Origin of the sequence: Methylobacterium sp. 17Sr1-1 (assembly GCF_003173775.1) — a bacterium.
Lineage (GTDB): Bacteria > Pseudomonadota > Alphaproteobacteria > Rhizobiales > Beijerinckiaceae > Methylobacterium.
Genome location: NZ_CP029552.1, coordinates 6384173 through 6407307, shown reverse-complemented (window position 1 = coordinate 6407307; position 23135 = coordinate 6384173). Strand labels below are relative to the sequence as shown.

Below are 23135 nucleotides of genomic sequence, written 5' to 3'. Positions count from 1 at the left end.
ACGTCATGATCGCGGGAATCGGAGCGAGGGGAACCGTGGACCACGGGCGGCGCATCGAGCGGGCGCTCGACGTGGCCGTGTCCTACGCGGAGGCGCCGGGCGCGCCGCCACGCCTGGCGGAGGCGATCCGCTACGCGGTCTTCCCGGGCGGGCACCGGATCCGGCCCCGCCTCTGCCTCGCGGTCGCCCGCGCCTGCGGCGACGACGACCCCGCCGCCTCGGACGCGGCGGCCGCCGCCATCGAGCTCCTGCACTGCGCCTCGCTGGTCCACGACGACCTGCCCTGCTTCGACGACGCGGCGCTCCGGCGCCAGAAGCCGACGGTCCACGTCGCCTATGGCGAGCCGGTGGCGCTCCTGACGGGCGACGCGCTGATCGTGCTCGCCTTCGAGACGCTCGCCCGCGGCGCAGCGAGAACCCCGACCCGGCTCGCGGCTCTCGTCGGGCTGGTGGCCCGGGCGGTAGGCTCGCCCGCCGGCATCGTGGCGGGGCAGGCCTGGGAATCCGAGCCGCAGGTCGGGCTCTCGGTCTACCAGCAGGCCAAGACCGGCGCGCTCTTCGCCGCTTCCACGGTGACGGGTGCGGCCGCCGCCGGGGCCGAGCCGATGGGCTGGCGGCTGCTCGGCGAGTATCTCGGCGAGGCCTACCAGGTCGCCGACGACCTGCGCGACGTCGCCTGCCGCCAGGAGGAGATCGGCAAGCCGGTCGGGCGCGACGTGACCCTCGGGCGACCGAACGCGGCGGCCTTGCTCGGCATGGACGGGGCGCTTCGCCGCCTCTCCGACCTCGCCCACGAGGCGATGGCGGTGATCCCCGACTGCCCCGGCGTCGCGGCCCTGCGCGAGGAGATCCTGGCCCAGACGCGGCTGTTCCTGCCGGCCCGGCTGGCGCAGAGCCTGGTGGTGGCGTGAACGCGATGGCCGGGAGAGCATCCACCGACGGGGCGCCGCGCGCCCTCGACCCTCCCCCCTCTGCGCAGTGCTGTCCGGAGAAAATCCCTTTTAGAATCAGGCGCGGGATCCCCTCTCCCGATTGGGAGAGGGGTAGGGGTGAGGGTGACACGCTTCCGAGTGAGGCACTGAACGTTGAGCTGCCAGCACCACGCTCAGAGGTTTATACTGAAGCGTGTCACCCTCACCCCCGACCCCTCTCCCAAACGGGAGAGGGGAGGCGCGCCATTTCTTTTACCCGGACAGCCCTGCCCTCTGCCGGGGAGAGAGGGTGATGAAGCCCGGCCCGCGCGCCCTTCCGGCGACCCCTGTCGCTTCTCCCCCCTGGCGCGACCGCCTCCTCGCCTGGCGCCACCGCCTGATCGCGAGCCCCCGCTTCCAGCGTTTCGCCGCCGCCTTCCCGCCCACCCGCGGCATCGCGCAGCGCAACGCCCGGACCCTGTTCGATCTCTGCGCCGGCTTCGTCTACGCGCAGGTGCTCGCCGCCGCTTTGCGCCTCGACCTGTTCCGGATCCTCGCCGACGGCCCGCTCGCGCCCGAGGATCTGGCCCGGCGCCTCGACCTGCCGCCGGACCGGGCGCTGTGCCTGCTGCGCGCCGCCGCCTCCCTGGGCCTCCTGACGGCCCTGCGCGACGGGCGCTTCGCCCTCGGCGACCTCGGCGCCGCGCTCCTCGGCAACCCGTCCGTCGCCGCGATGGTCGCCCACCACGCCATGCTCTACGACGACCTGCGCGATCCCGTAGCGCTGCTGCGCGGCACCGGCGGACCGACGCGGCTCTCCGGGTACTGGGCCTATGCGGGCACCGACGACCCGGCCGGGATCGACGAGGACGCGGTCGCCCCCTACGGCGCGCTGATGGGCGCCTCGCAGGCGCTCGTCGCCCGCGACATCCTCGACGCCTATCCGCTTGGCCCTCACACCCATCTCCTCGATGTCGGCGGCGGCGAGGGCGCCTTCGCGGTCGAGGCGGCGCGGAGCGCCCCGTCCTTGCGCGTCACCCTGTTCGACCTGCCGCCGGTCGCGGCCCGCGCCGGGCGCCGCTTCGCCGCGGAAGGGCTCTCGGGGCGCGCCACGGCGGGCGGCGGCAGCTTTCACGATGGATTGCCGCCGGGAGCCGACGCAGTCTCGCTGGTGCGGGTCGTGCACGACCACGACGACGGGCCCGCCCTCGCCCTCCTCAAGGCGGCCCGCGCGGCCCTGCCGCCCGGCGGCACGCTGCTCCTCGCCGAACCGATGGCCAACACTCCCGGTGCCGAGCCGGTCGGCGACGCCTATTTCGGCTTCTACCTCCTCGCCATGGGGAGCGGCCGGCCCCGGACCGCCGCCGAACTCACCGCGATGCTCGAGAGCGCCGGCTTCGCGCGGGTGCGCGAGCACCGGACGCGACGCCCGATGCTGGTCCGCCTGCTCGTCGCAACCGCGCCCTGACGGTTCACGCGTACAAAAAGTGTAAAGTAAACTTGACGAAGGTTGTCGTCCATCTAAGATGACGAGTGCCGCGCGAAGCGGCAGTTTTCCGCGAGAGGGGGCCGTACCGCATGCACGCGCAGGCCGTGATCCTCGACCGTCCCGAACGGCTCGGCCTCGCCCGGCTCGCTCTCGACGCACCCGGGCCCGCCGATGCGACCGTCGAGGTCGCCTGGAGCGGCATCAGCACCGGCACCGAGCGCCTGCTCTGGTCGGGCCGGATGCCGGACTTCCCCGGCATGGGCTACCCGTTGGTCCCGGGCTACGAATCCGTCGGCCGCGTGGTCGAGGCGGGCCCCGAATCCGGTCGCCGGGTCGGCGAGACGGTGTTCGTGCCGGGCGCCCGCTGCTTCGGGCCGGTCCGCGGGTTGTTCGGAGGCGCGGCCTCCCACCTCGTCTCCGCGGGCAGCCGGCTGCGGCCGATCCCCGAGACGCTGGCTGAGCAGGGCATCCTGCTGGCGCTCGCCGCCACCGCCCGTCACGCGCTCGCCGGCAGCCCGGGGTCCGGGCGCCAGCTCATCGTCGGCCACGGCACCCTCGGGCGCCTGCTGGCCCGCCTCGCCCGGATCGACGGCCTCGACCCGGTGGTGTGGGAGCGTGATCCCGCCCGCCGCGACGGTGCCGAGGGGTACGAGGTGACCGACCCGGAGCAGGACGAGAGGCGTTACGCCCGCATCATCGACGCGAGCGGCGATGCCGGCCTCCTCGACACGCTGATCGCCCGGCTCGCGCCCGGCGGCGAGGTGGTGCTGGCCGGCTTCTACGAGGCGCCGCTCTCCTTCGCCTTCGCGCCGGCTTTCCTGCGCGAGGCGCGCATCCGCGTCGCGGCGCAGTGGCAGCCCGGCGACCTCGACGCCGTCGCGGCGCTCGCCGGCAGCGGCGTCCTGTCGCTCGACGGCCTCGTCACCCACCGCCGCCCGGCGGCCGAGGCGTCGAGCGCCTACCGCACCGCCTTCGGCGATCCCGCCTGCCTCAAGATGGTCCTCGATTGGAGCGCCCGCCCATGAACGCAGTCCTCAACGGCGCCGCTCTCCAGGCCTCCGCCACGCTGCTGCGCGCGGAGGCCGCGATCCCGCCGGATCCGGTCCCCACCACGGCGACCCGCGAGACGCAAGTGATCGCGATCTACGGCAAGGGCGGCATCGGCAAGAGCTTCACGCTCGCCAACCTGTCCTACATGCTGGCGCAGCAGAGCAAGCGGGTGCTGCTGATCGGCTGCGACCCGAAGAGCGACACGACCTCGCTGCTGTTCGGCGGCCGGGCCTGCCCGACGATCATCGAGACCTCGACGAAGCGCAAGCTCGCCGGAGAATCCGTGGCGATCGGCGACGTCTGCTTCAAGCGCGACGGCGTGTTCGCGATGGAGCTCGGCGGGCCGGAGGTCGGCCGCGGCTGCGGCGGGCGCGGCATCATCCACGGCTTCGAGCTGCTGGAAAAGCTCGGCTTCCACGAATGGGGCTTCGACTACGTCCTGCTCGACTTTTTGGGCGACGTGGTCTGCGGCGGCTTCGGCCTGCCGATCGCCCGCGACATGTGCCAGAAGGTCATCGTCGTCGGCTCGAACGACCTGCAATCGCTCTACGTCGCCAACAACGTCTGCTCGGCGGTGGAGTATTTCCGCAAGCTCGGCGGCAATGTCGGCGTCGGCGGCCTCGTCATCAACAAGGACGACGGCACCGGCGAGGCGCAGGCCTTCGCCGAAGCGGCCGGCATCCCGGTCCTCGCCTCGATCCCCGCCGACGACGACATCCGCAAGAAGAGCGCCAACTACGAGATCATCGGCCGGCCGGACGGGCGCTGGGGCCCGCTCTTCGCCGAACTGGCCGAGAACGTCGCCGGCGCCCAGCCGCACCGGCCGAACCCGCTGACCCAGGACGCGCTCCTCGGCCTGTTCAAGGGCGAGGCGGTCGGGCGCGGCGTGGTGCTGGATCCGGCGAGCGACGAGGACATGCGCGGCAAGCCCGTCGTGCAGAAGCCGTCCCTCGAAGTCGTCTACGAGGCGGTCTGACCATGGGCGCCTCCCTCGACCTCGCGGCGCTCCGCGCAAGATCACCTGTTGACCTCGCACCCGTCGAGACTCCGGTCAACCTTGCGGCGACCCGCCAGGACGGGCTCGGCTGCCATTCCGGCAAGGAGACGATGCGGCAAGCCGCGCAAGCCGCCGGCATGGGCGAGACCCTGGAGGCCCTGAAGCGCGACTATCCCACCGGCCCGCACGACCAGCCGCAGAGCATGTGCCCGGCCTTCGGCTCGCTGCGGGTGGGCCTGCGGATGCGCCGCACGGCGACGATCCTGTCGGGCTCGGCCTGCTGCGTCTACGGCCTGACTTTCACCTCGCATTTCTACGGCGCGCGGCGGACCGTCGGCTACGTGCCGTTCAATTCCGAGACGCTCGTCACCGGCAAGCTGTTCGAGGACATCCGCGACGCGGTCCACGCCACCGCCGATCCGGCGCTCCACGACGCGGTCGTGGTCATCAATCTCTGCGTGCCCACGGCGTCAGGCGTGCCGCTGCGGCTCCTGCCGCGGGAGATCGACGGGGTGCGGATCATCGGCATCGACGTGCCGGGTTTCGGCGTGCCGACCCATGCCGAGGCCAAGGACGTGCTCGCCGGCGCGATGCTGAAGGTCGCCCGCACCGAGGCCGAGCACGGCCCCGTCGCGGCGCCGCGCCAGCCCCGGGACGGGCGCCCGGCCGTGGCGCTGCTCGGCGAGATGTTCCCGGCCGATCCGATGCAGATCGGCGCGCTCCTCGAGCCGCTGGGCTTGAGTGCCGGCCCGGTCGTCCCGACGCGGGAATGGCGCGAGCTCTACGCTGCCCTCGACTGCGCGGCGGTGGCGGCGATCCACCCGTTCTACACCGCGTCCTTGCGCGAGTTCGAGGCGGCGGGCCGCCCGGCGGTCGCCTCCGCCCCGGTCGGCCACGACGGCACCGCCGCCTGGCTCGACGCGATCGGGGCGGCCTGCGGCGTCGCCCCGTCCGCGGTCGCGGCGGCCAAGAACCGGTTCCTGCCGGCGATCCGCGGCGCCCTGTCGGCGAACCCGATCCGCGGCCGGATCACGCTCACCGGCTACGAGGGCTCGGAATTGCTGGTGGCCCGCCTCCTCGTCGAGAGCGGCGCCGAGGTTCCTTACGTCGGCACCGCCTGCCCGCGCACCCCGCATTCCGAGGCCGACCGCGACTGGCTCGAGGCGCGTGGCTGCCGCGTGCAGTTCCGCGCCGCCCTGGAGCAGGATCTCGCCGCCGTCGAGGAAGTCCGGCCCGACCTCGCCATCGGCACGACGCCGGTGGTGCAGAAGGCCAAGGAGCGGGCGATTCCCGCCCTCTACTTCACCAACCTGATCTCGGCCCGCCCGCTGATGGGCGTCGCCGGCGCCGGGTCGCTCGCGCAGGTGGTCAACGGCGCCATGGGGCAGCGCGAGCGCTTCGCCGCAATGCGCTCGTTCTTTGCCGGCGTCGGTACCGGCCACGCCGCCGGGATCTGGGAGGACGTGCCGCAGAAGCGCGCCGCCCCGAAGCGGCCTGCGCCCGAGACGCCGATCGGGGAGGCGGTCTGATGCTCGTCCTCGATCACGACCGCGCCGGCGGCTACTGGGGCGCCGTCTACGTCTTCACCGCGGTGAAGGGGCTCCAGGTCGTCATCGACGGTCCCGTCGGCTGCGAGAACCTGCCGGTGACCTCGGTGCTGCACTACACCGACGCGCTGCCCCCGCACGAACTCCCGATCGTCGTCACGGGGCTGGCGGAAGAGGAACTCGGCCGCCACGGGACGGAAGGCGCGATGCGTCGCGCCCACGCGACGCTCGATCCGACGCAGCCGAGCGTCGTCGTCACCGGCTCGATCGCGGAGATGATCGGCGGCGGCGTCACGCCCGAGGGCACCAACCTCCAGCGCTTCCTGCCCCGCACCATCGACGAGGACCAGTGGCAGGCGGCCGACCGCGCCATGTCCTGGCTCTGGCACGAATACGGGGCGAAGAAGGCCGCCAAGAAGGGGGTGATCCCGCCGCGGCCCGAGCGCGCGCCCGGCGACAAGCCGCGGGTCAACCTGATCGGCCCGGCCTACGGCACCTTCAACATGCCCTCCGACCTCGCCGAGATCCGGCGCCTCGTCGAGGGCATCGGCGCCGAGGTGAACCTGGTCTTCCCGCTCGGCACGCATCTGTCCGACATCCCGCGCCTCGTCCAGGCCGACGCCAATATCTGCCTCTACCGCGAGTTCGGGCGGCTGCTCTGCGAGGCCCTCGACCGGCCCTATCTCCAGGCGCCGATCGGCGTGCACAGCACGACGAAGTTCCTGCGCGCGCTCGGGGAGATTCTCGGCCTCGATCCCGAGCCGTTCATCGAGCGCGAGAAGCACACGACGCTGAAGCCCCTGTGGGACCTCTGGCGCTCGGTGACGCAGGACTTCTTCGCCTCGGCGAGCTTCGGGGTGGTGGCGACCGACACCTACGCGCGGGGCCTGCGCCACTTCCTCGAGGACGAGATGGGCCTGCCGTGCCGGTTCGCGGTCTCGCGCAAGGCCGGCGCCAAGCCCGACAACGCGGCGGTCCGAAAGGCCATCCGCGAGACGCCGCCGCTGGTCCTGTTCGGCTCCTACAACGAGCGCCTCTACCTCGCCGAGTGCGGCGGGAAGGCGGTGTTCATCCCGGCCTCGTTCCCCGGCGCGGTCGTGCGGCGCCATACCGGCACGCCGTTCATGGGCTACTCGGGCGCGACCTACCTGGTGCAGGAGGTCTGCAACGCGCTGTTCGACGCGCTCTTCCACATCCTGCCGCTGTCGCGGGACATGGACGCCGTCGAGGCGACGCCCGCCCGCACCCCGCATTCTTCCATGACCTCGGCGCTGCCCTGGGACGACGAGGCGCGCCTGCGCCTCGACGCCTCGGTCGAGGCGAGCCCGGTCCTGGTGCGGATCTCCTTCGCCAAGCGCCTGCGCGACGCCGCCGAGCGCGAGGCGACCCGGGCCGGGTCCGAGCGCGTGACCGAGGTTTGCGTCGAGCGCGCCCGCGTCGCGCTCGCGGCGGCCTGAGCGCCGACACCCATCCGGCGCGGCCCCCGCCGCGCCGGCCATCGAGACGCCTCGCGGATTCCCGCGGGTGAGGGAGGAGAGCTGAGACCATGTCCCGTCCGTTCGTCACGGTTTCGCGGTCCCGTTCGGAAGCGGTCCAGTTCCGGGCCATCCTGGCGGCGACCTACCCGGTCTTCCTGGTCGCCGCCTTGCTGCAGCGCCTGCGCCCGGGGCCCGCCGCCCCCGGGCCGCGGCGCTCGGTCTTCGGCGAGGCGCGGGCGATGGCGCTCTCGGCGATCCCCTTCGCCTTCATGGGTTAGGCCCGATCCCTCGAGCAGACTTGCGTCGGCGAACCGACGCTTCGTCAACTCAAGCTTTCGTTTTGTCGCAGATTTTGCCCGCAAGACCGGCCGCCACTTTTGCGAAATCTGCTCAGGGCCCGAGTTTCCGCCGCGTCCCGTGCGGCGGAGAGACCGCCCGACCGTCACGGCCGGGCAACCCCGCGCGGGAGCCCCCGCGTGGATCCGCATCCGGAGGTTCGGCAATGGCCAACGGCATGGACAAACCCAGCGTACTGTCAGGACTCACCGAAGAGGAGGCGAAGGAGTTCCACGGCATCTTCGTCACCAGCTTCATCATCTTCACGGCGATCGCGGTCGTCGCGCACTTCCTCGTCTGGCTGTGGCGGCCCTGGCTGCCCGGGCCGAACGGCTATTCCGCGCTGGAGGACGGCGTGAAGGTCGCCGCCCACGGCATCCTGCCCTTCATCTCTTGAGGCGAGGACTTCCGCCATGCACAAGGTCTGGCTTCTGTTCGATCCGCGGCGCACGCTGGTGGCCCTGTTCACCTTCCTGTTCGTGCTCGCGCTGATCATCCACTTCATCCTGCTCAGCACCAACCGGTTCAACTGGCTGGAGGGCCCGGCGGCGAAGAGGGCGGAGGCGATCCCCCACAGCCTCGTCCTGCCGACCTGACGGGACACAGGACCCGCGCCCTTCTCGGGCGTCCTCGCACCGCGGACGGGCGTCGAGCCGCGCCCGCGGCCACCACGCTTTCGCGGACGGGGAGGGCCGCGCCCATGGCCATGCTGAATTTCGAGCGCAAATACCGGGTCCGCGGCGGCACTCTGCTCGGCGGCGACCTGTTCGATTTCTGGGTCGGGCCGTTCTACGTCGGCTTCTTCGGGGTCACGGGCCTGTTCTTCACCCTGCTCGGCACCGGCCTGGTCGTCTGGGGCGCGGCGCTCGGCCCGACCTGGAACGTCTGGCAGATCAACATCGCGCCGCCCGACCTCAAATACGGACTGGCTCTGGCGCCGCTCCGCGAGGGCGGGCTGTGGCAGATCATCACCTTCTGCGCCATCGGCTCCTTCGGCTCCTGGGCCCTGCGCGAGGTCGAGATCTGCCGCAAGCTCGGCATCGGCTACCACGTCCCGGTCGCCTTCTCGGTCGCGATCTTCGCCTACGTGACGCTGGTGGTGGTCAGGCCCCTCCTGATGGGCGCCTGGGGCCACGGCTTTCCCTACGGGATCCTCAGCCACCTCGACTGGGTGTCGAACGTCGGCTACCAGTATCTCCACTTCCACTACAACCCGGCGCACATGCTCGGCGTGACGTTCTTCTTCACGACGACCTTCGCGCTGTCGCTGCACGGCTCCCTGATCCTGTCCTCGACCAACCCGCCGAAGGGCGAGGTGGTCAAGACGCCGGAGCACGAGGACACCTATTTTCGCGATACGATCGGCTACTCGATCGGCACGATCGGCATCCACCGGCTCGGCCTGTTCCTCGCCCTCTCGGCCGGGTTCTGGAGCGCGGTCTGCATCGTCATCAGCGGCCCGTTCTGGACCCGCGGCTGGCCCGAATGGTGGGGCTGGTGGCTGAGCCTGCCGATCTGGCGCTGAGTCTCACCCGTGTCCCCGCGACATCACCCTTCAGAAGGCATCCGCCGCCATGGGGTATTACCAGAACATCTACACGCAGGTGCAGGTCCACCCGCTCCATCCGGAGGCCGGCGTCGAGATCCCGGAGATCGAGAACCGCGTCGGCCAGGGCGGCTTCAACTACCTCGCCGGCCTCGTCGGCAACGCCCAGATCGGGCCGATCTATCTCGGCACCCTCGGCACGCTGTCGCTCGCGAGCGGGTTCATCGCCTTCGAGATCATCGGCCTCAACATGTGGGCCTCGGTGAACTGGGATCCGGTCCAGTTCATCCGCCAGCTGCCCTGGCTCGCCCTCGAGCCGCCCCGACCGGAATACGGGCTCAAGATCCTGCCGCCGCTCGCCGAGGGCGGCTGGTGGCTGCTCGCCGGCTTCTTCCTCACCGCCTCGATCCTGCTCTGGTGGGTGCGGCTGTTCCGGCGCGCCCGGGCGCTGGGTCTCGGCTACCACGTGCCCTGGGCCTTCGCCTCGGCGATCTGGCTCTACCTGGTGCTCGGCTTCATCCGGCCGATCCTGATGGGGAGCTGGAGCGAGGCGGTGCCGTTCGGGATCTTCCCGCACCTCGACTGGACCGCGGCGTTCTCGCTGCGCTACGGCAACCTGTTCTACAACCCGTTCCACATGCTCTCGATCGTCTTCCTGTACGGGTCGACGATGCTGTTCGCCATGCATGGCGCCACCATCCTGGCGGTCAGCCGCTACGGCGGCGAGCGCGAGATCGAGCAGATCGTCGATCGCGGCACCGCGACCGAGCGCGCCGCCCTGTTCTGGCGCTGGACCATGGGCTTCAACGCCACGATGGAATCGGTCCATCGCTGGCTGTGGTGGTTCGCCTTCCTGACGACCCTGACCGGCGGCATCGGCATCCTGCTCACCGGCACCGTCGTCGACAACTGGTACCTCTGGGCGGTCAAGCACGGGGTCGCGCCGCACTACCCGCAGATCTACGGCCCGGTGGTGGATCCGCTCGCCAGCCCGGGAGGCTCGCCATGAGACTAGCGCTCCAACTCCTCGGCGTCGTGGTGGCGGTGCTGCTCACCGGCGCGATGTTCGGCACCGCGGGCTGGACCCGGCCCCCGGTCCGCTCCGAGCAGACGGGTTTTCGCGGGACCGGCATGGTGCAGGTGCAGAATCCCCGCACCCTCGACGCCCGGATCGAGGCCCAGGCCGCGCCCGCGCCGCAGGATCCCGCCCCGCCCGGCGGCGAGCCGGCGACGCAGACCTACCAGAACGTCAAGGTACTGACCGACCTCTCGACCGACCAGTTCAACCGCGTGATGGCCTCGATCACCGAGTGGGTCGCCCCCGAACAGGGCTGCGCCTATTGCCACAACGTCGAGAACATGGCCGACGACAGCGTCTACGCGAAGACCGTGGCGCGCTCGATGCTCCGGATGGTCCGGCACATCAACGCCGACTGGAAGAACCACGTCGGCGAGACCGGCGTGACCTGCTACACCTGCCACCGCGGCAACCCGGTGCCGCAGGCGGTCTGGCACAACAATCCCGGACCGCCCCACGCGCAAGGCTTCGCGGCCCGCGACGGCGGCCAGAACCACCCGGCGCCGGAGGCCGGCCTGACCTCGCTGAACTACGATCCCTACAAGGACCTGCTCGGCGACAAGGACGTCGACCAGAACGCCGTGCGGGTCGCGGCGAAGACCGCCCTGCCGACCAGCCCCTCGAAGCCGCTCCAGACCACCGAGCGGACCTACGCCCTGATGATCCACATGGCGGAGGGTCTGGGGGTCAACTGCACCTACTGCCACAACAGCCGCGCCTTCTTCTCCTGGGAGGAGAGCACGCCGAAGCGCGTCACCGCCTGGCACGGCATCCGGATGGTGCGCGACATCAACGGCAACTTCATCGAGCCGCTGACGCCGGTGCTGCCCGAGGCCCGGCTCGGGCCGGAGGGCGATCCGCCGAAGGCCAACTGCACCACCTGCCACCAGGGCCTGGCCAAGCCCCTCAACGGCGCGCAGATGCTCAAGGACTACCCGGAACTCGCCGGAGGGCCGATGCCGAAGGCGCCGTGACGCCGGCCTCCGCGAGAATCACCGAAAGAGCCCCGGTTCCGAGAGGAGCCGGGGCCTTCCTGCGTCGTCCGGGCGATGACGCCAATCGATTGCCTGCGACCGGAAGGTAGTTCTGGGATTCGGTACCGTTCGCGGATTGTCTCTCATCTCATGACGATTTGCCGCATCGGCGAAATCCAGGTCTCGCGGAGTTGGACTGACACGTGCGACGGCGGTCTCTCGCCCGTGCGCCCGTCAACCCGCGCCCGTTCCAGGGCGTCTCACGGAGGTAACGGCCATGGGCGATTCCGGCCTGATCTACATGCTCGCCTTCACGACCTTCGCGCTGGTCATCCTGTTCCTGATTTGGCAGCGGATGCGTGTCCAGCGCGCCAAGGAGACCGGCGAGCGTTCGAGCTTCACCGACCACCACGGCGGCGCGCCGCGGCCGCACCAGGGGGTGGATCCGCGGTAGGGGAGGTCGTGACGCGTCTCGCGCGTCATGACGCTCGGAGCCAGCCTGGCTTTGTCGACGGTCTTGACACCTGCCATCGTCATCCCGGGTTCTCGACTTCGTCGAGCCCCGGGATGACGTCGAGAATTGTCGGCAGGGCTGCCGGGTTCATCGATGCAGCCGGTCAGACAGGCTCTGGAAAAGCAGCCCCCATTCACCGCCCGTCCGCCCGAGCCACCGCGCGCTTGATCACCTGCTGCACCTCGACGTTCGACAGGAAGAGGTCGTGGTTGATGAGGCCGCTGCCGTATTCCGACGCGTCGGCGACGCGCACGCCGAGCGCTTCCAGCCGGCTGCGGTCCGCCGCGCCCGCCCGCACCACGCCGCCCGCGATGGTGCTCGACAGTTCGAGCGCCCGGTCGTTGGTCGAGGAGATCACGGTGATCTTCTGCGCCGCGGTGCCGAGGCGCTCGATGCCGTTGGTGAACAGGTCGATGTCGATGTCGGGCGCGGCGAGCACGATCGCGCCGATCCGGTCCAGCGCCGCCTCGCCGGCATCGGCCCGCAGCATGCGCAGGGTCTCGAGGGTGAGCAGCGTGCCCATCGAGTGCGCCACGATGTGGATGCGCCCGCCCTGCGCGGTCGCGAGCGCCCGCAGCAGGTCCTCGAAGGCGTCCCGCGACCACAGCGCGCTCTCGCGGTCGTAGCCGTAATCGAAGGTCTTGCCCGCCGAGGGCCAGGTGAACAGGCCGGAGACCCCGCGGAAGCGGATGCCGTCGGAGAGCTGCGCCGCGCTCACCGCCGCGGTCTCGAACGATTCGCGGTAGCCGTGGACGTAGAGCAGCACGTCGCGGCCGAGCGCGGCTTCGGCAAAGGCGGTGGCGGCCTCGGGGCCGGTCACGACGCGGGGAGCGGAGGCGATGCGCCAGTCGCCCGTGACCACCGACGACACCTTGCCGATCAGCGAGCGGTCGGGCGCCGAGAGACGCACGGTCGCGAAGGCGAGGCCGCGGCCGCGCTGGTCGGTGAAATAGGGCGGGCGGCCGGCGGGATCGGCCGGGCGGCGGGTGGTGGCGACGAGGAGCACCGGGCTGACGTCGAGGGCCGATTGCTTCTCCGGCCCCGCCGAATCACCGATCAGTCCGTCGCCGAGGCAGCCGCCGAGCGACAGGCCGGCGAGGGCGGAGAGGCCGAGGCGGGCCAGGGTCCGGCGCGTCGGCGCGGCATTCGCTGTCATGTCGTCCCACTCGTCGCCGGCGGCGCCGGCCTTGTGCCCGCGCTTTCAGGCCGGCGATGCGGCATGATCGTGGCCGTGGCGCGTCGCCTCCCGGCAGAATGGCGCGTCGCGCCTTGGCAAAGCCGCGCCTGTTGCCCGCAGGTCACGCGTCGTCCGTCCTTCGTCCACAGCCTTAAGCCCTCGACGGACGGGCGGCGAGCCGGCAGAACGCTCTCATGACCGTTCCGGCCCCCGACCTCGCCCAGCTCCTGTCCGGCAACCGCGCCGCCCTCGCCCGCGCCATCACGCTGGCCGAGTCGAAGCGGGCCGATCACCGGGCCGCCGCCCGCGAACTCCTCGACGCCGCCCTGCCGCATGCCGGCAAGGCGGTGCGGGTCGGCATCACCGGCGTGCCGGGGGTGGGCAAGTCCACCACCATCGACGCGCTGGGTGCCGCCCTGACGGCGCGGGGCCACAAGGTCGCGGTGCTGGCGGTCGATCCGAGCTCGTCGCGCACCGGCGGCTCGATCCTCGGCGACAAGACCCGGATGGCGCGGCTCGCCGTCGATCCCAACGCCTTCATCAGGCCCTCGCCCTCCTCGGGCACCCTCGGGGGCGTCGCCGCCAAGACCCGCGAGACGATGCTGCTCTGCGAAGCCGCCGGCTTCGACGTGGTGCTGGTCGAGACCGTGGGCGTCGGCCAGTCCGAGACCGCGGTCGCCGACCTGACGGACTTCTTCCTGGTGCTGATGCTGCCGGGCGCCGGGGACGAGTTGCAGGGCATCAAGAAGGGCATCCTCGAACTCGCCGACATGATCGCCGTCAACAAGGCCGACGGCGAGGAGGGGATGCGCCGCGCCACCGCCGCCGCCGCCGAGTACCGGGCGGCGCTCCACATCCTGACCCCGGCGAGCGCCACCTGGGCGCCGCCGGTCACCACGATCTCGGGATTGTCCGGCCAGGGGCTCGACGCCTTGTGGGATTCGGTGCTCGACCACCGCCGCAAGCTCACCGCCACCGGCGAGATCGCCGCGAAGCGCCGCGAGCAGGACGTGAAGTGGATGTGGGCGCTCGTCCACGAGCGGCTGCACCAGCGCCTCACCGGCAGCGCCGAGGTGCGCCGGCAGACGGCGGAGGCCGAGCGGATGGTGGCGGCGGGCGAGCGCTCGCCCGCCGCGGGGGCCGACCTGATCGCCGAGACGGTCGGGCTGTAGAGCGTTGTCCGACGAACCGGAAACCGGCTCGTCGCAGAAAATGCGGAAAAATTTTACGCTTAGAGCTTATTTGACCGGTTGCATTGGTTGAGCCGCCACGCACCCGGACGATTCTCGACGTCATCCCGGGTTCCGCTGCGCGGCCCCGGGATGACACGCGGGGTGTCACCTAGGTGGGGCCCAATCAAGCAGGTTCTGGCATCAGTAGCCGACGGTGAAGCGCCGGCGGATATGCGCCGGACGCTCGATCTCGTCGGCGAGGGCGACGGCGTAGTCCTCGTATGAGATGCGGCTGCCGTCCTCGCCGACGAGCAGCTGGTCGCCGCCGAGGCGGAACCGGCCGGTGCGCTCGCCCGGCCCGATCAGCGCGGAGGGCGACAGGAAGCTCCAGTCGAGATCGGTCACGCCGCGCAGCGCGTCGAGGAAGGCCGCGCCGCGCAAAGCCTCGTCCTTGTAGGCGGCCGGAAAGTCGGGCTGGTCGACGAGCCGCTGTCCCGGCGCCACCTCCAGCGAGCCGGCGCCGCCGACGACGAGGTAGCGCGCGACCCCCGACCCCCGCACGGCGCCGATCAGCGCCTGCGGATCGGTGTCGCCGAAGCGCACCGCGCTCACCACCGCATCGTGGCCGGCGAGGAGACGACTCAAGCCCTCGGGCTCGCGCACGTCGCCGGCGACCGCCTCGACCTGCGGAGACGGTGCCTTCGTGGGATTGCGGCTGATCGCGGTGACGCGATGACCCCGTGCGACCAGTTCGGCGACGAGGCGCGCGCCCACATTCCCGGTCGCGCCGATGACGGCAACCTTGGCCATGATCCACTCTTGGTTCGATTTCGCGATCTGGTCTATGTTCGAGACCGAAGACAGAGCTAGTCCGCAGCGACCGACCGCGCAAGACGTCATCGTCGCGAGACCAGGTCAGCGGGCGGTGACCAGGGGATGAGACACGTGCTCGACGAGATCAGGCCGACCGATGCACAGAACAACGCTTGCCCGATCCGCGACGTGCTGGACCGGATCGGCGATCAGTGGAGCCTCCTGGTGCTGGCGACGCTGGATCCGGGGGTGAAACGGTTCAGCCAGCTCGAACGCGAGATCGGCGACATCTCGAAGCAGATGCTGTCGAAGACCCTGCGCCGGCTGGAGCAGGACGGCTTCGTGGCGCGGGAGGTCCATGCCGAGGTGCCGCCCCGGGTCGAGTACCGGCTGACGGCGCTCGGGCGCTCGTTCCTGGAGCCGATGCGCGGGCTGATCCGCTGGGCGGAGGCGAACCAGGCGGCGATCGTGGCGGCGCGGCGGGGAGCCCGGTAGCCCGCCGAACTGTCGCCGGGTTCGGGTTCGCGGTGCCGGCCGGTTCCTGCCGGTGACGAAGACGGCGGACCCGTCGGCGCTTGTCACCGGGCAGCCAAGCGTCTGCTCACCTGCGTCCGCTTCCTCCTCTTTCCCGGACGACTGTAACGAAGTGGAAGGAGATCCGGGAAAGGGGAAGAGGCAAAAGCAGAATGTCTTCTCGATGGATCTTAGCCGCTCTCAATCTTGGCTGTGTCGAACCTTCGCTCTGTGCCCGTGTCGGGTACCGTAGCCGGGGCAGGCCCTCACGCCTTCTCCCACTGGCTCTCGATGACGGTGTAGACCTTGTCGCTGAGATTGATGTCCATCTCGACGAGGCCGAGCGTGGCCTTCACCCGGCTCAGGGTCTCGGCGAGTTCCAGCACCGGCTCGGGCACCCGGCGCTCGGGGAGGGCGGGGCCTGAGATCTGCAGCACGTCTGTCAGCATCGCCGTGTAGGCGCCCCAGAAATGCTGGTGGCCGATGACGTGGAAACGCGACAGCGCCTCGATCGCCAGCGTCCAGTGCCCCGGCTTCATCGCTTCGCCCGGAAAGGTGCAGGAGAGGTCGCGGGTGAGCGGGTTTTCCAGCCAGGCGAAGGTCTCGAGGTCGATCCGGTCGAAGCCCTTGCGCAGGGCCGAGAGGCTGCCGAGGTCGAGGCCGGACGCGAACGCGCAGGGGCCCTGCAGGTGGTCGACGCGCCAGCTCTGCACCGGGTCCTTGCCGATCTCGGCCATCCGGCGCAGGTACAGGATGCGCTTGGCGAGCTCGACATACGGATCGACGACCAGGATCGTCTTCACGTACTCGCCGGCCTGGATCACGTCCTCGTAGCGCTTCACGAGCAGGCTGCCCTGCAGCAGCATCGAGTCGCTGTACTTGATGTCGATGATGCAGCGCAGGAGGTCGAAATGGATGTCGTGGACGCCGAAATACGCCATGGCGAATTCCGGAAACAGCATGTCGCGGGCGGCGTTGTCCTGGTTGATCGTGTAGTCGAGGGCGAGGACGCGGGCCGGGCGGTAGGCGGCGTCGGCGCGGTGGCGGTAGAGCAGGATGTTGGTGTCGGCGTCGTAGATGTCGTAGCGCCCGGCCTGGTCGAGGCCGGGGCAGCTCGCGCCGTCGAGCTTGAAGCCGCAGGTGCCGTGGGCGTGCCAGCCGAATTCCTTCAGCTGCGGGTAGTGGACCCATGCCTCGATCACGGTTTCCCGGGTCCGGTCCATGACCACGCGGACGCGCGGCGTGCGGCGCATGTCGTCGGGGGCGATCCAGAGCTCGAAGCTCGCCGGGCCGACGACGTTGAAGTTGAATCGCATGCTGCTTGCTAGGCTGAAGACGGCGTCGCGGCAAGGTCACGGCGTGCATGCCGGCGCGACCCCGACGCGCGCCCGGCAGCTTCGGCACGCGGGATCATCCTCGCGGTGGGCAGGCGGGCCGAGGCCCCTTGCGGCGTCGGGCCCCGCGGGTGTTGATGCGGCCATGTCTGACCTGTTCGCCTCCGCCGGCCTCGACCGCGACGCGCCCCGTCCCCTCGCCGACACCCTGCGGCCGACGAGCCTCGCCGAGGTGGTGGGGCAGGAGCACCTGACGGGGGAGGGGGGCGCGCTGACCCGGCTCCTGCGCGGGCGCAACCTCGGCTCGCTGATCCTGTGGGGCCCGCCCGGCACCGGCAAGACCACGGTGGCGCGCCTGCTGGCCGGCGAGACCGACCTGCATTTCGAGCAGATCTCGGCGATCTTCTCCGGCGTCGCCGAACTCAGAAAAGTGTTCGAGGCGGCGCGGGCCCGGCGGGCGGCGGGGCGGGGCACGCTGCTCTTCGTCGACGAGATCCACCGCTTCAACCGGGCTCAGCTCGACGCCTTCCTGCCGGTGGTCGAGGACGGCACCGTCACGCTCGTTGGCGCCACGACCGAGAACCCGTCCTTCGAGCTGAACGCCGCGCTCCTCTCCCGCGCCCGGGTGCTGGTCTTCCGCGCCCTCGACGAGGCGGCGATCGCCCGGCTCCTCGACCGGGCCGAGGCGGTGACCGGCCGGGCGCTGCCCCTCGACGCGGAGGCCCGCGCGGTGCTGGTGCGGATGGCCGACGGCGACGGGCGGGCGGCCTTGACCCTCGCCGAGGAGGTGTGGCGCTCGACCGGTCCGGACGAGATCCTGGACGCCGCCCTGCTGCAGGAGCTGATCCAGCGCCGGGCCCCCGTCTACGACAAGGCTCAGGAGGGTCACTACAACCTCATCTCCGCCCTGCACAAGACGGTCCGCGGCTCGGACCCGGACGCCGCCCTGTACTATCTCTGCCGCATGCTGGATGCCGGCGAGGATCGCCTGTTCATCGCCCGCCGGCTGGTGCGGATGGCGGTGGAGGATATCGGGCTCGCCGACCCGCAGGCGCTGGCGGTGGCGAACGCCGCCAAGGACGCCTTCGACTTCCTCGGCTCGCCGGAGGGCGAGCTGGCGCTGGCGCAGGCCGCAATCTACCTCGCGACCGCCCCGAAATCGAACGCGGTCTATACCGCCTACAAGGCCGCGACCCGGGTGGCCAAGGAGCACGGCTCGCTGCCGCCGCCCCGCACCATCCTCAACGCGCCGACCAAGCTGATGCGCAAGCTCGGTTACGGCGAGGGCTACCGCTACGACCACGACGAGCCCGACGCCTTCTCGGGCCAGGATTACTGGCCGGAGCGCCTCGGCAGGCAGCAATTCTACGCGCCGACCGACCGGGGCTTCGAGCGCCGCGTCGCCGAGCGCCTGGACTGGTGGGAGGCGCGGCGCCGGGAGCGCAGCGGCGAAGATTCGTGACGGTTATGTGAACAACCTGACTAATAGCCGTTGACGTAGCGGTCGTCCCTCGGTCAGCTTGGGGGCATGAAGCCGATTCTTTCCGTCTCGCCCGGTCCGGCAGGATGACCGCGCGAGTTCTCTCCATCGCCAATTGCAAGGGCGGCACCGGCAAGACGACGTCGGCCGTCAACCTTGCGGCCGAGCTCGGCGCCCGCGGCTACCGGGTCCTGGTGGTCGACCTCGATCCGCAGGGCCATTCGGGACTGGGGCTCGGCGTCACGGCCCGGCTCGGCTTCCCCAACGCCCACACGCCGCTTTTGCGTCGTCAGACGAGCTTCGAGGGCGCCGCCCAGGTCACCGACGAGGACAACGTCTCGGTGGTGCCGGCCGACCGGAGCTTCGACGGGCAGCTCGGCCACGGCGACATCCGTTGCCTCTCCGACGCCCTCGCGCCCCTGCGCCACGTCCACGACCTGGTGCTGATCGACGTGCCGCCGTCGGCGGCGGCGCTCACGGTCTGCGCCCTGATGGCGAGCGACGGCGTGGTCGTCCCCACCACCCTCGATCCCCTCGGCCTCGAGGGCGTGCGCCAGTTCGCCCGCTCCTACCACGACACGATGCTGCGCTTCCGTGCCGCGCCGCTCGGGCTCGCCATCGCGCCGATGCGCATCGACCTGCGCACCAATGTCGAGCGGGAGACCTTGGGGGCGCTCCGCACCGCCTTCGGGCCGGGCCAGATGGTGCGGGGCGTACGCACCGACGTGGCGGTGAGCGAGGCTTTCGCCCAGCGCCGGCCGGTGCGGCGCTACCGCCCCCGCGCCCGCGCTGCCGAGGATTTCTCCGGTCTCACCGACGACCTGGTGCAGCGCTTCGGCATCGACTGCACCGCCGCCTTCGCGGAGCCGCCCTACAGCCGCCATGAGGGGTTTTCGCGCGGGATCTCCTGGCGCTGACGGACTATGCCGGCGGTGCAGGGCGGGCGGTGATTCGCCGGGCGTGACGGGGAGGGCCGCGGATGCTACGAGCCGCCGCATGACGAAGCCTCCTTCTCGCGGCGGTTCCGGGCGGTCGCGGACCGGCCCGGGCGGACCCGCCTCGGGCCGCCCGCCGCGGGCCCGCACCGGACCGCGCAACACCGCCCGCGACGCCGCCGAGCGCGCCGCCGGCCTGGTGGTCTCCAACCGGGCTGCGCCCAGCAAGTCCGGCAATGGCAAGTTCGCGCCCGCGAAGTTCGCTCCTGCCGGAGCCGCTCCTGCGCGCCCCGCCTTCGGCCGCGACATGGGCGACACCTCGCCCTGGGAGCGGGACGAGGGCCCGGCCCGCGCGCCGGCCGGCAAGTTTCCGGCCAGGCCCAAATCGGACAAGCCCAAATCGGACGGGCCCCATTCCGGCAAGCCGAGATCGGATCGTCCGCGCACCGGCGCGGCGGCCCGGACCGGCACCGGGGACCGCGCGCCGGCCCGGCCGCACCGCGACGAGCGTCCGGATTCCGCCGAGGTCCCGCGCAGCCGCGGACCGGCGGAGCCCAAGGCCGCGGCAACCACAGCCCCGGCCGCCAAGGCCCCGACCCGGCGCGCGTTGCGCGAGGCGACCGCCGAGGCGCTGGCGACCGGCGTGCAGACCCTGGAGGTGACGCCGGACGAGGCCGGGATGCGGATCGACCGTTTCCTCTCGGCCCGCTTCCCGCAATTGCCCTTCACCCGCATCCAGAGCCTGGTGCGCAAGGGCGAATTGCGCGTGAACGGCAAGCGCGCCAAGGCCGCCGACCGGGTCGAGCCCGGCGCGAGCGTGCGTGTGCCGCCGCTGAGCCTGGAGGCGCGCCCGCCGGCGCCGAACTCCCCCCGCACCGAGGGCGACCTCGCCTTCCTGCGCTCCCTGATCCTCTACGAGGACCAGGACATGATGGTGCTCAACAAGCCCTTCGGCCTCGCGGTCCAGGGCGGCTCGGGCACCACCCGCCACGTCGACGGCCTGCTCGAGGCGATGCGCGACAAGGACGGCCAGAAGCCGCGCCTCGTCCACCGCCTCGACAAGGACACGGCGGGCTGCCTCATCATCGCCAAGACCCGGCTCGCCGCCGCGACCTTGGCCAAGACCTTCCGGTCGCGGGCGGCGCGCAAGATCTACTGGGCGCTGGCCGCCGGCGTGCCGAAGGTGCGCCAGGGTCGGATCTCGACCTACCTCGCCAAGGAGGAGATCGGCGACGCCGATGCCCGCATGCGGGTCGCCAAGCACGGCGACGAGGGGGCGAGCCACGCGCTGACCTACTACGCGGTCGTCGACCAGGCCGGGCAGAAGCTCGCCTGGCTGTCGCTGAAGCCGGTCACCGGGCGCACCCACCAGCTGCGCGCCCACGCCGCCCATATCGGCCACCCGCTGGTCGGCGACCCGAAATACTTCGACATCGAGAACTGGGAGCTGCCCGGCGGGCTTCAGAACCGCCTGCACCTGCTCGCCCGGCGCATCGTCATCCCGCATCCGCGCACCGCCAAGCCGGTCGACGTGACGGCGCCGTTGCCGCCGCACATGGCGCAGAGCTGGAACCTGCTCGGCTTCGACGCGTCCCGATACGACCCGATCGTCGAGGCGCCGGAGGCGTGACGCGGCGGCCGTCCGGTCTAGGCCGACCCTTCGGGACCGGCCCTTCGAGACCGGCCCTTGGCAGGACGGCCGCGCGCCTTATTCTCAAGGTGGGCCGCCACGGTCGCGGCACCAGCGCGGGCCATCAGCGGTCCGTCCGGGAGTGAGACAAGCCAGATGAGACCCGCCGCGCTCGCCAGCCTCGGCCTGATCGGATTCCTCGCCTGCGCCGGAACGGCGCTGGCCCAGACCGCCCCCGCGACCCCCGCCCCCGTGCCGGCCCCGGCGGCCCCTTCTGCCTCCCCGACGGGGGCCGCGACCTCCCCGGCGGCGCCCGCCGCCCGCCCGGACGGCAAGCCCGCCGCGGTCCGGCCCGACGGGCGCCACCAGGACGGCCGTGCGGCGCCGGCGGAGGGGAGCGCCCCGACCGCCCGGCCGGCGGCGCCCGAGCGCGCGGCGACGCCCCGGCGTCGGCGCCCGAGCTACGCCGCCTGCAACCGCGCCTCGCAAAGGCGCAGCCTCAAGGGCGGCGCGCGTCGCCGCTTCCTGATCCGCTGCCGCCTGGGCTATGAGCGGATCCAGCCGGGCCAGCAGCCGGCCCGCGCCAAGCCCTGAACGGCCGCCCGGGCCGCCCCCGGCGCGACAGCGAGGCGGCCCGTACCCCATGATTCTGATCGTCTTCGACGTCGACGGCACCCTCGTCGACAGCCAGCACTTGATCGTGGCGGCGCAAAAAGAGGCCTTCGCGTCAGTCGGCCTGCCGGCGCCGAGCCGGGAGCGCTCGCTGTCGGTGGTCGGGCTGTCGCTGCCGCAGGCCTTCACCGCCCTCGTCGGCGCCGACGGGCCGGTGGTGGCGCTCTCCGAGGCCTACAAGCAGGCCTTCGGCCGGCTGCGGGCGCAGGCCGAGATCCGCGAGACGCTGTTTCCCGGCGCCGCCGGGCTGCTCGCGCGCCTCAACCGCGAGCCGGCGGTGCAGCTCGGCATCGCCACCGGCAAGTCCCGCCGCGGCGTCGATCACCTCCTCAGCCTCTACGGCTGGGAGGGCTGGTTCTCGACCGTGCAGACCGCCGACGACGCCCCCTCGAAGCCGCATCCGGCGATGCTCGAACAGGCGATGGCCGAGACCGACGCCGCGCCGGCCGGGACGATCATGATCGGCGATTCGACCTACGACATGGTGATGGCGCGGGGCGCCCAGGTCTCCGCCCTCGGGGTCGCCTGGGGCTACCACACGCCAGAGGCCCTGCGGGCCGCTGGGGCGCATGCGGTGATGGAGAGTTTTGCCGAGCTCGAATCCGCCCTGTTCGCCCGGATCGCGGCGGCCTGAGAGCCGTCTCGCAACCGCCGCCCGGAGACCCTATCTTCGTCCCATGACCAACGACGTGACCCGCGACTGGCTCGGGGATCCGGAGGCTCAGCCCGATCCGGTCCGCGCCGCCCGCCAATCGGCCAAGCCCGCGCTGCCGAAGCGCTTCTACACCGAGGCCGGCATCGCCGAGGCCGAGGACGGCTACCGCCTCGTCCTTGACGGCCGCCCGGCCCGCACCCCCGCCCGCCGCCGCCTCGCGGTGCCGCAGGCGGCCCTCGCCGCGGCGCTCGCCGAGGAATGGGGGGCGCAAGGTGAGTTCATCGATCCGGCGGGGATGCCGCTCACCCGCCTCGTCAACTCGGCCCTCGACGGCGTGGCCGAGCGGCGCGAGGCGGTGATCGACGATCTCTCGGCCTATGCGGGCACCGACCTCGTCGTCTATCGCGCCGGCGATCCGGCCCGCCTCGTGGCGGCGCAAGCCGCGGCCTGGGACCCGGTCCTCGACTGGGCGCGGGAGGCGCTCGGCGCCCGGTTCATCCTGAGCGAGGGGGTGATGCACGTCACCCAGCCGGCGGAGTCGGTCGCGGCCCTGCGGCGCGCCATCGAGGCGGTCGAAACCCCGACCGCGCTGGCCGGCCTGCACTCGATGACGACGCTGACCGGCTCGCTGCTGATCGCCCTCGCCGTCCTCCACGGCCGCCTGACGCCGCAGGAGGGGTGGGCCGCCGCCCATGTCGACGAGACCTTCCAGGCCGAGGTCTGGGGGCAGGATGTGGAGGCCGAGGAGCGCCTCGCCAAGAGGCGGGCGGAATTCGAGGCCGCGGCGCGGGTGGCGGCGCTCAGCGCCTGACACTCCGCTCGATGGAAGCGTAC

At 71.7% G+C, this 23135-nt stretch carries 24 protein-coding genes; 21 read left to right on the top strand and 3 right to left on the bottom strand.

Features of this window, described 5'->3' with window-relative positions:
* Positions 1–35: 35 nt before the first annotated feature.
* The 13 genes from DK412_RS29265 to DK412_RS30740 all read left to right on the top strand — a co-directional run bounded on the left by DK412_RS29265 (position 36) and on the right by DK412_RS30740 (position 11860).
* Positions 36–911 carry a polyprenyl synthetase family protein gene (locus tag DK412_RS29265; protein WP_109974862.1) on the top strand — a complete coding sequence of 292 codons (876 nt, stop codon included), beginning with the start codon at positions 36–38 and terminating at the stop codon, positions 909–911.
* A 313-nt stretch (positions 912–1224) separates the two neighbouring features.
* Positions 1225–2379, top strand: coding sequence for a methyltransferase (locus tag DK412_RS29260; protein WP_204165467.1), 1155 nt, complete (start codon positions 1225–1227; stop codon positions 2377–2379).
* A gap of 110 nt (positions 2380–2489) precedes the next feature.
* Positions 2490–3425 carry a chlorophyll synthesis pathway protein BchC gene (gene bchC, locus DK412_RS29255; protein ID WP_109974860.1) on the top strand — a complete coding sequence of 312 codons (936 nt, stop codon included), beginning with the start codon at positions 2490–2492 and terminating at the stop codon, positions 3423–3425.
* Positions 3422–4426 (top strand): chlorophyllide a reductase iron protein subunit X, encoded by a 1005-nt coding sequence (locus DK412_RS29250; RefSeq protein WP_109974859.1) that lies wholly within the window; start codon positions 3422–3424, stop codon positions 4424–4426. Before bchC ends, DK412_RS29250 begins: the two co-directional genes overlap by 4 nt.
* A 2-nt stretch (positions 4427–4428) precedes the next feature.
* Positions 4429–5976 (top strand): chlorophyllide a reductase subunit Y, encoded by a 1548-nt coding sequence (bchY, locus tag DK412_RS29245; RefSeq protein WP_109974858.1) that lies wholly within the window; start codon positions 4429–4431, stop codon positions 5974–5976.
* Complete coding sequence (bchZ, locus tag DK412_RS29240) at positions 5976–7451, top strand: chlorophyllide a reductase subunit Z (RefSeq protein ID WP_109974857.1); 1476 nt, start codon at positions 5976–5978, stop codon at positions 7449–7451. Before bchY ends, bchZ begins: the two co-directional genes overlap by 1 nt.
* A gap of 89 nt (positions 7452–7540) precedes the next feature.
* Positions 7541–7750, top strand: coding sequence for a hypothetical protein (locus tag DK412_RS29235; RefSeq protein WP_109974856.1), 210 nt, complete (start codon positions 7541–7543; stop codon positions 7748–7750).
* Positions 7751–7974: 224 nt separating this feature from the next.
* Entirely contained in the window at positions 7975–8205 is a 231-nt protein-coding gene (gene pufB / locus DK412_RS29230; RefSeq protein ID WP_093569676.1) for a light-harvesting antenna LH1, beta subunit, read from the top strand.
* A 16-nt stretch (positions 8206–8221) separates the two neighbouring features.
* Positions 8222–8404, top strand: a complete 183-nt coding sequence (gene pufA, locus DK412_RS29225) for a light-harvesting antenna LH1, alpha subunit (protein ID WP_109974855.1) — start codon at positions 8222–8224, stop codon at positions 8402–8404.
* A 104-nt stretch (positions 8405–8508) separates the two neighbouring features.
* Positions 8509–9333, top strand: coding sequence for a photosynthetic reaction center subunit L (pufL, locus tag DK412_RS29220; protein WP_109974854.1), 825 nt, complete (start codon positions 8509–8511; stop codon positions 9331–9333).
* A gap of 49 nt (positions 9334–9382) precedes the next feature.
* A complete protein-coding gene (gene pufM, locus DK412_RS29215) occupies positions 9383–10363 on the top strand; it encodes a photosynthetic reaction center subunit M (RefSeq protein ID WP_109974853.1) in 981 nt (326 codons plus the stop codon).
* Positions 10360–11406: a photosynthetic reaction center cytochrome PufC gene (gene pufC, locus DK412_RS29210; RefSeq protein WP_109974852.1), complete on the top strand. Its 1047-nt coding sequence runs from the start codon at positions 10360–10362 to the stop codon at positions 11404–11406. The genes pufM and pufC overlap by 4 nt, the downstream gene beginning before the upstream one ends.
* A 277-nt stretch (positions 11407–11683) precedes the next feature.
* A complete protein-coding gene (locus DK412_RS30740) occupies positions 11684–11860 on the top strand; it encodes a hypothetical protein (RefSeq protein WP_177303150.1) in 177 nt (58 codons plus the stop codon).
* Positions 11861–12053: 193 nt separating this feature from the next.
* On the opposite strand, the gene DK412_RS29205 is transcribed toward DK412_RS30740, so the two are convergent.
* Entirely contained in the window at positions 12054–13076 is a 1023-nt protein-coding gene (locus tag DK412_RS29205; RefSeq protein WP_109974851.1) for an alpha/beta fold hydrolase, read from the bottom strand.
* A 215-nt stretch (positions 13077–13291) separates the two neighbouring features.
* Between DK412_RS29205 and meaB the strand changes: the two genes are divergently transcribed.
* Entirely contained in the window at positions 13292–14269 is a 978-nt protein-coding gene (gene meaB, locus DK412_RS29200; RefSeq protein ID WP_109974850.1) for a methylmalonyl Co-A mutase-associated GTPase MeaB, read from the top strand.
* 201 nt (positions 14270–14470) lie between these two features.
* On the opposite strand, the gene DK412_RS29195 is transcribed toward meaB, so the two are convergent.
* Complete coding sequence (locus DK412_RS29195; RefSeq protein ID WP_109974849.1) at positions 14471–15079, bottom strand: NAD(P)-dependent oxidoreductase; 609 nt, start codon at positions 15077–15079, stop codon at positions 14471–14473.
* Positions 15080–15214: 135 nt separating this feature from the next.
* Here DK412_RS29195 and DK412_RS29190 point away from each other — a divergent pair, with 135 nt between their 5' ends.
* Positions 15215–15577, top strand: coding sequence for a helix-turn-helix domain-containing protein (locus DK412_RS29190; protein WP_245447345.1), 363 nt, complete (start codon positions 15215–15217; stop codon positions 15575–15577).
* 284 nt (positions 15578–15861) lie between these two features.
* On the opposite strand, the gene DK412_RS29185 is transcribed toward DK412_RS29190, so the two are convergent.
* On the bottom strand, positions 15862–16911 hold the full coding sequence (locus DK412_RS29185; protein WP_109974847.1) for a hypothetical protein: 1050 nt from the start codon (positions 16909–16911) through the stop codon (positions 15862–15864).
* A 163-nt stretch (positions 16912–17074) separates the two neighbouring features.
* Between DK412_RS29185 and DK412_RS29180 the strand changes: the two genes are divergently transcribed.
* From DK412_RS29180 to DK412_RS29155, 6 genes are all read left to right on the top strand, one after another.
* A complete protein-coding gene (locus DK412_RS29180; RefSeq protein ID WP_109974846.1) occupies positions 17075–18391 on the top strand; it encodes a replication-associated recombination protein A in 1317 nt (438 codons plus the stop codon).
* 104 nt (positions 18392–18495) lie between these two features.
* Positions 18496–19326 (top strand): ParA family protein, encoded by an 831-nt coding sequence (locus tag DK412_RS29175; protein ID WP_109974845.1) that lies wholly within the window; start codon positions 18496–18498, stop codon positions 19324–19326.
* Positions 19327–19405: 79 nt separating this feature from the next.
* Entirely contained in the window at positions 19406–20974 is a 1569-nt protein-coding gene (locus DK412_RS29170; RefSeq protein ID WP_109974844.1) for an RluA family pseudouridine synthase, read from the top strand.
* A gap of 156 nt (positions 20975–21130) precedes the next feature.
* A complete protein-coding gene (locus DK412_RS29165) occupies positions 21131–21568 on the top strand; it encodes a hypothetical protein (RefSeq protein ID WP_109974843.1) in 438 nt (145 codons plus the stop codon).
* A 49-nt stretch (positions 21569–21617) separates the two neighbouring features.
* Positions 21618–22280, top strand: a complete 663-nt coding sequence (locus DK412_RS29160; RefSeq protein WP_109974842.1) for an HAD-IA family hydrolase — start codon at positions 21618–21620, stop codon at positions 22278–22280.
* 43 nt (positions 22281–22323) lie between these two features.
* Positions 22324–23112: an ATP12 family protein gene (locus tag DK412_RS29155; protein ID WP_109974841.1), complete on the top strand. Its 789-nt coding sequence runs from the start codon at positions 22324–22326 to the stop codon at positions 23110–23112.
* Positions 23113–23135 lie beyond the last annotated feature (23 nt).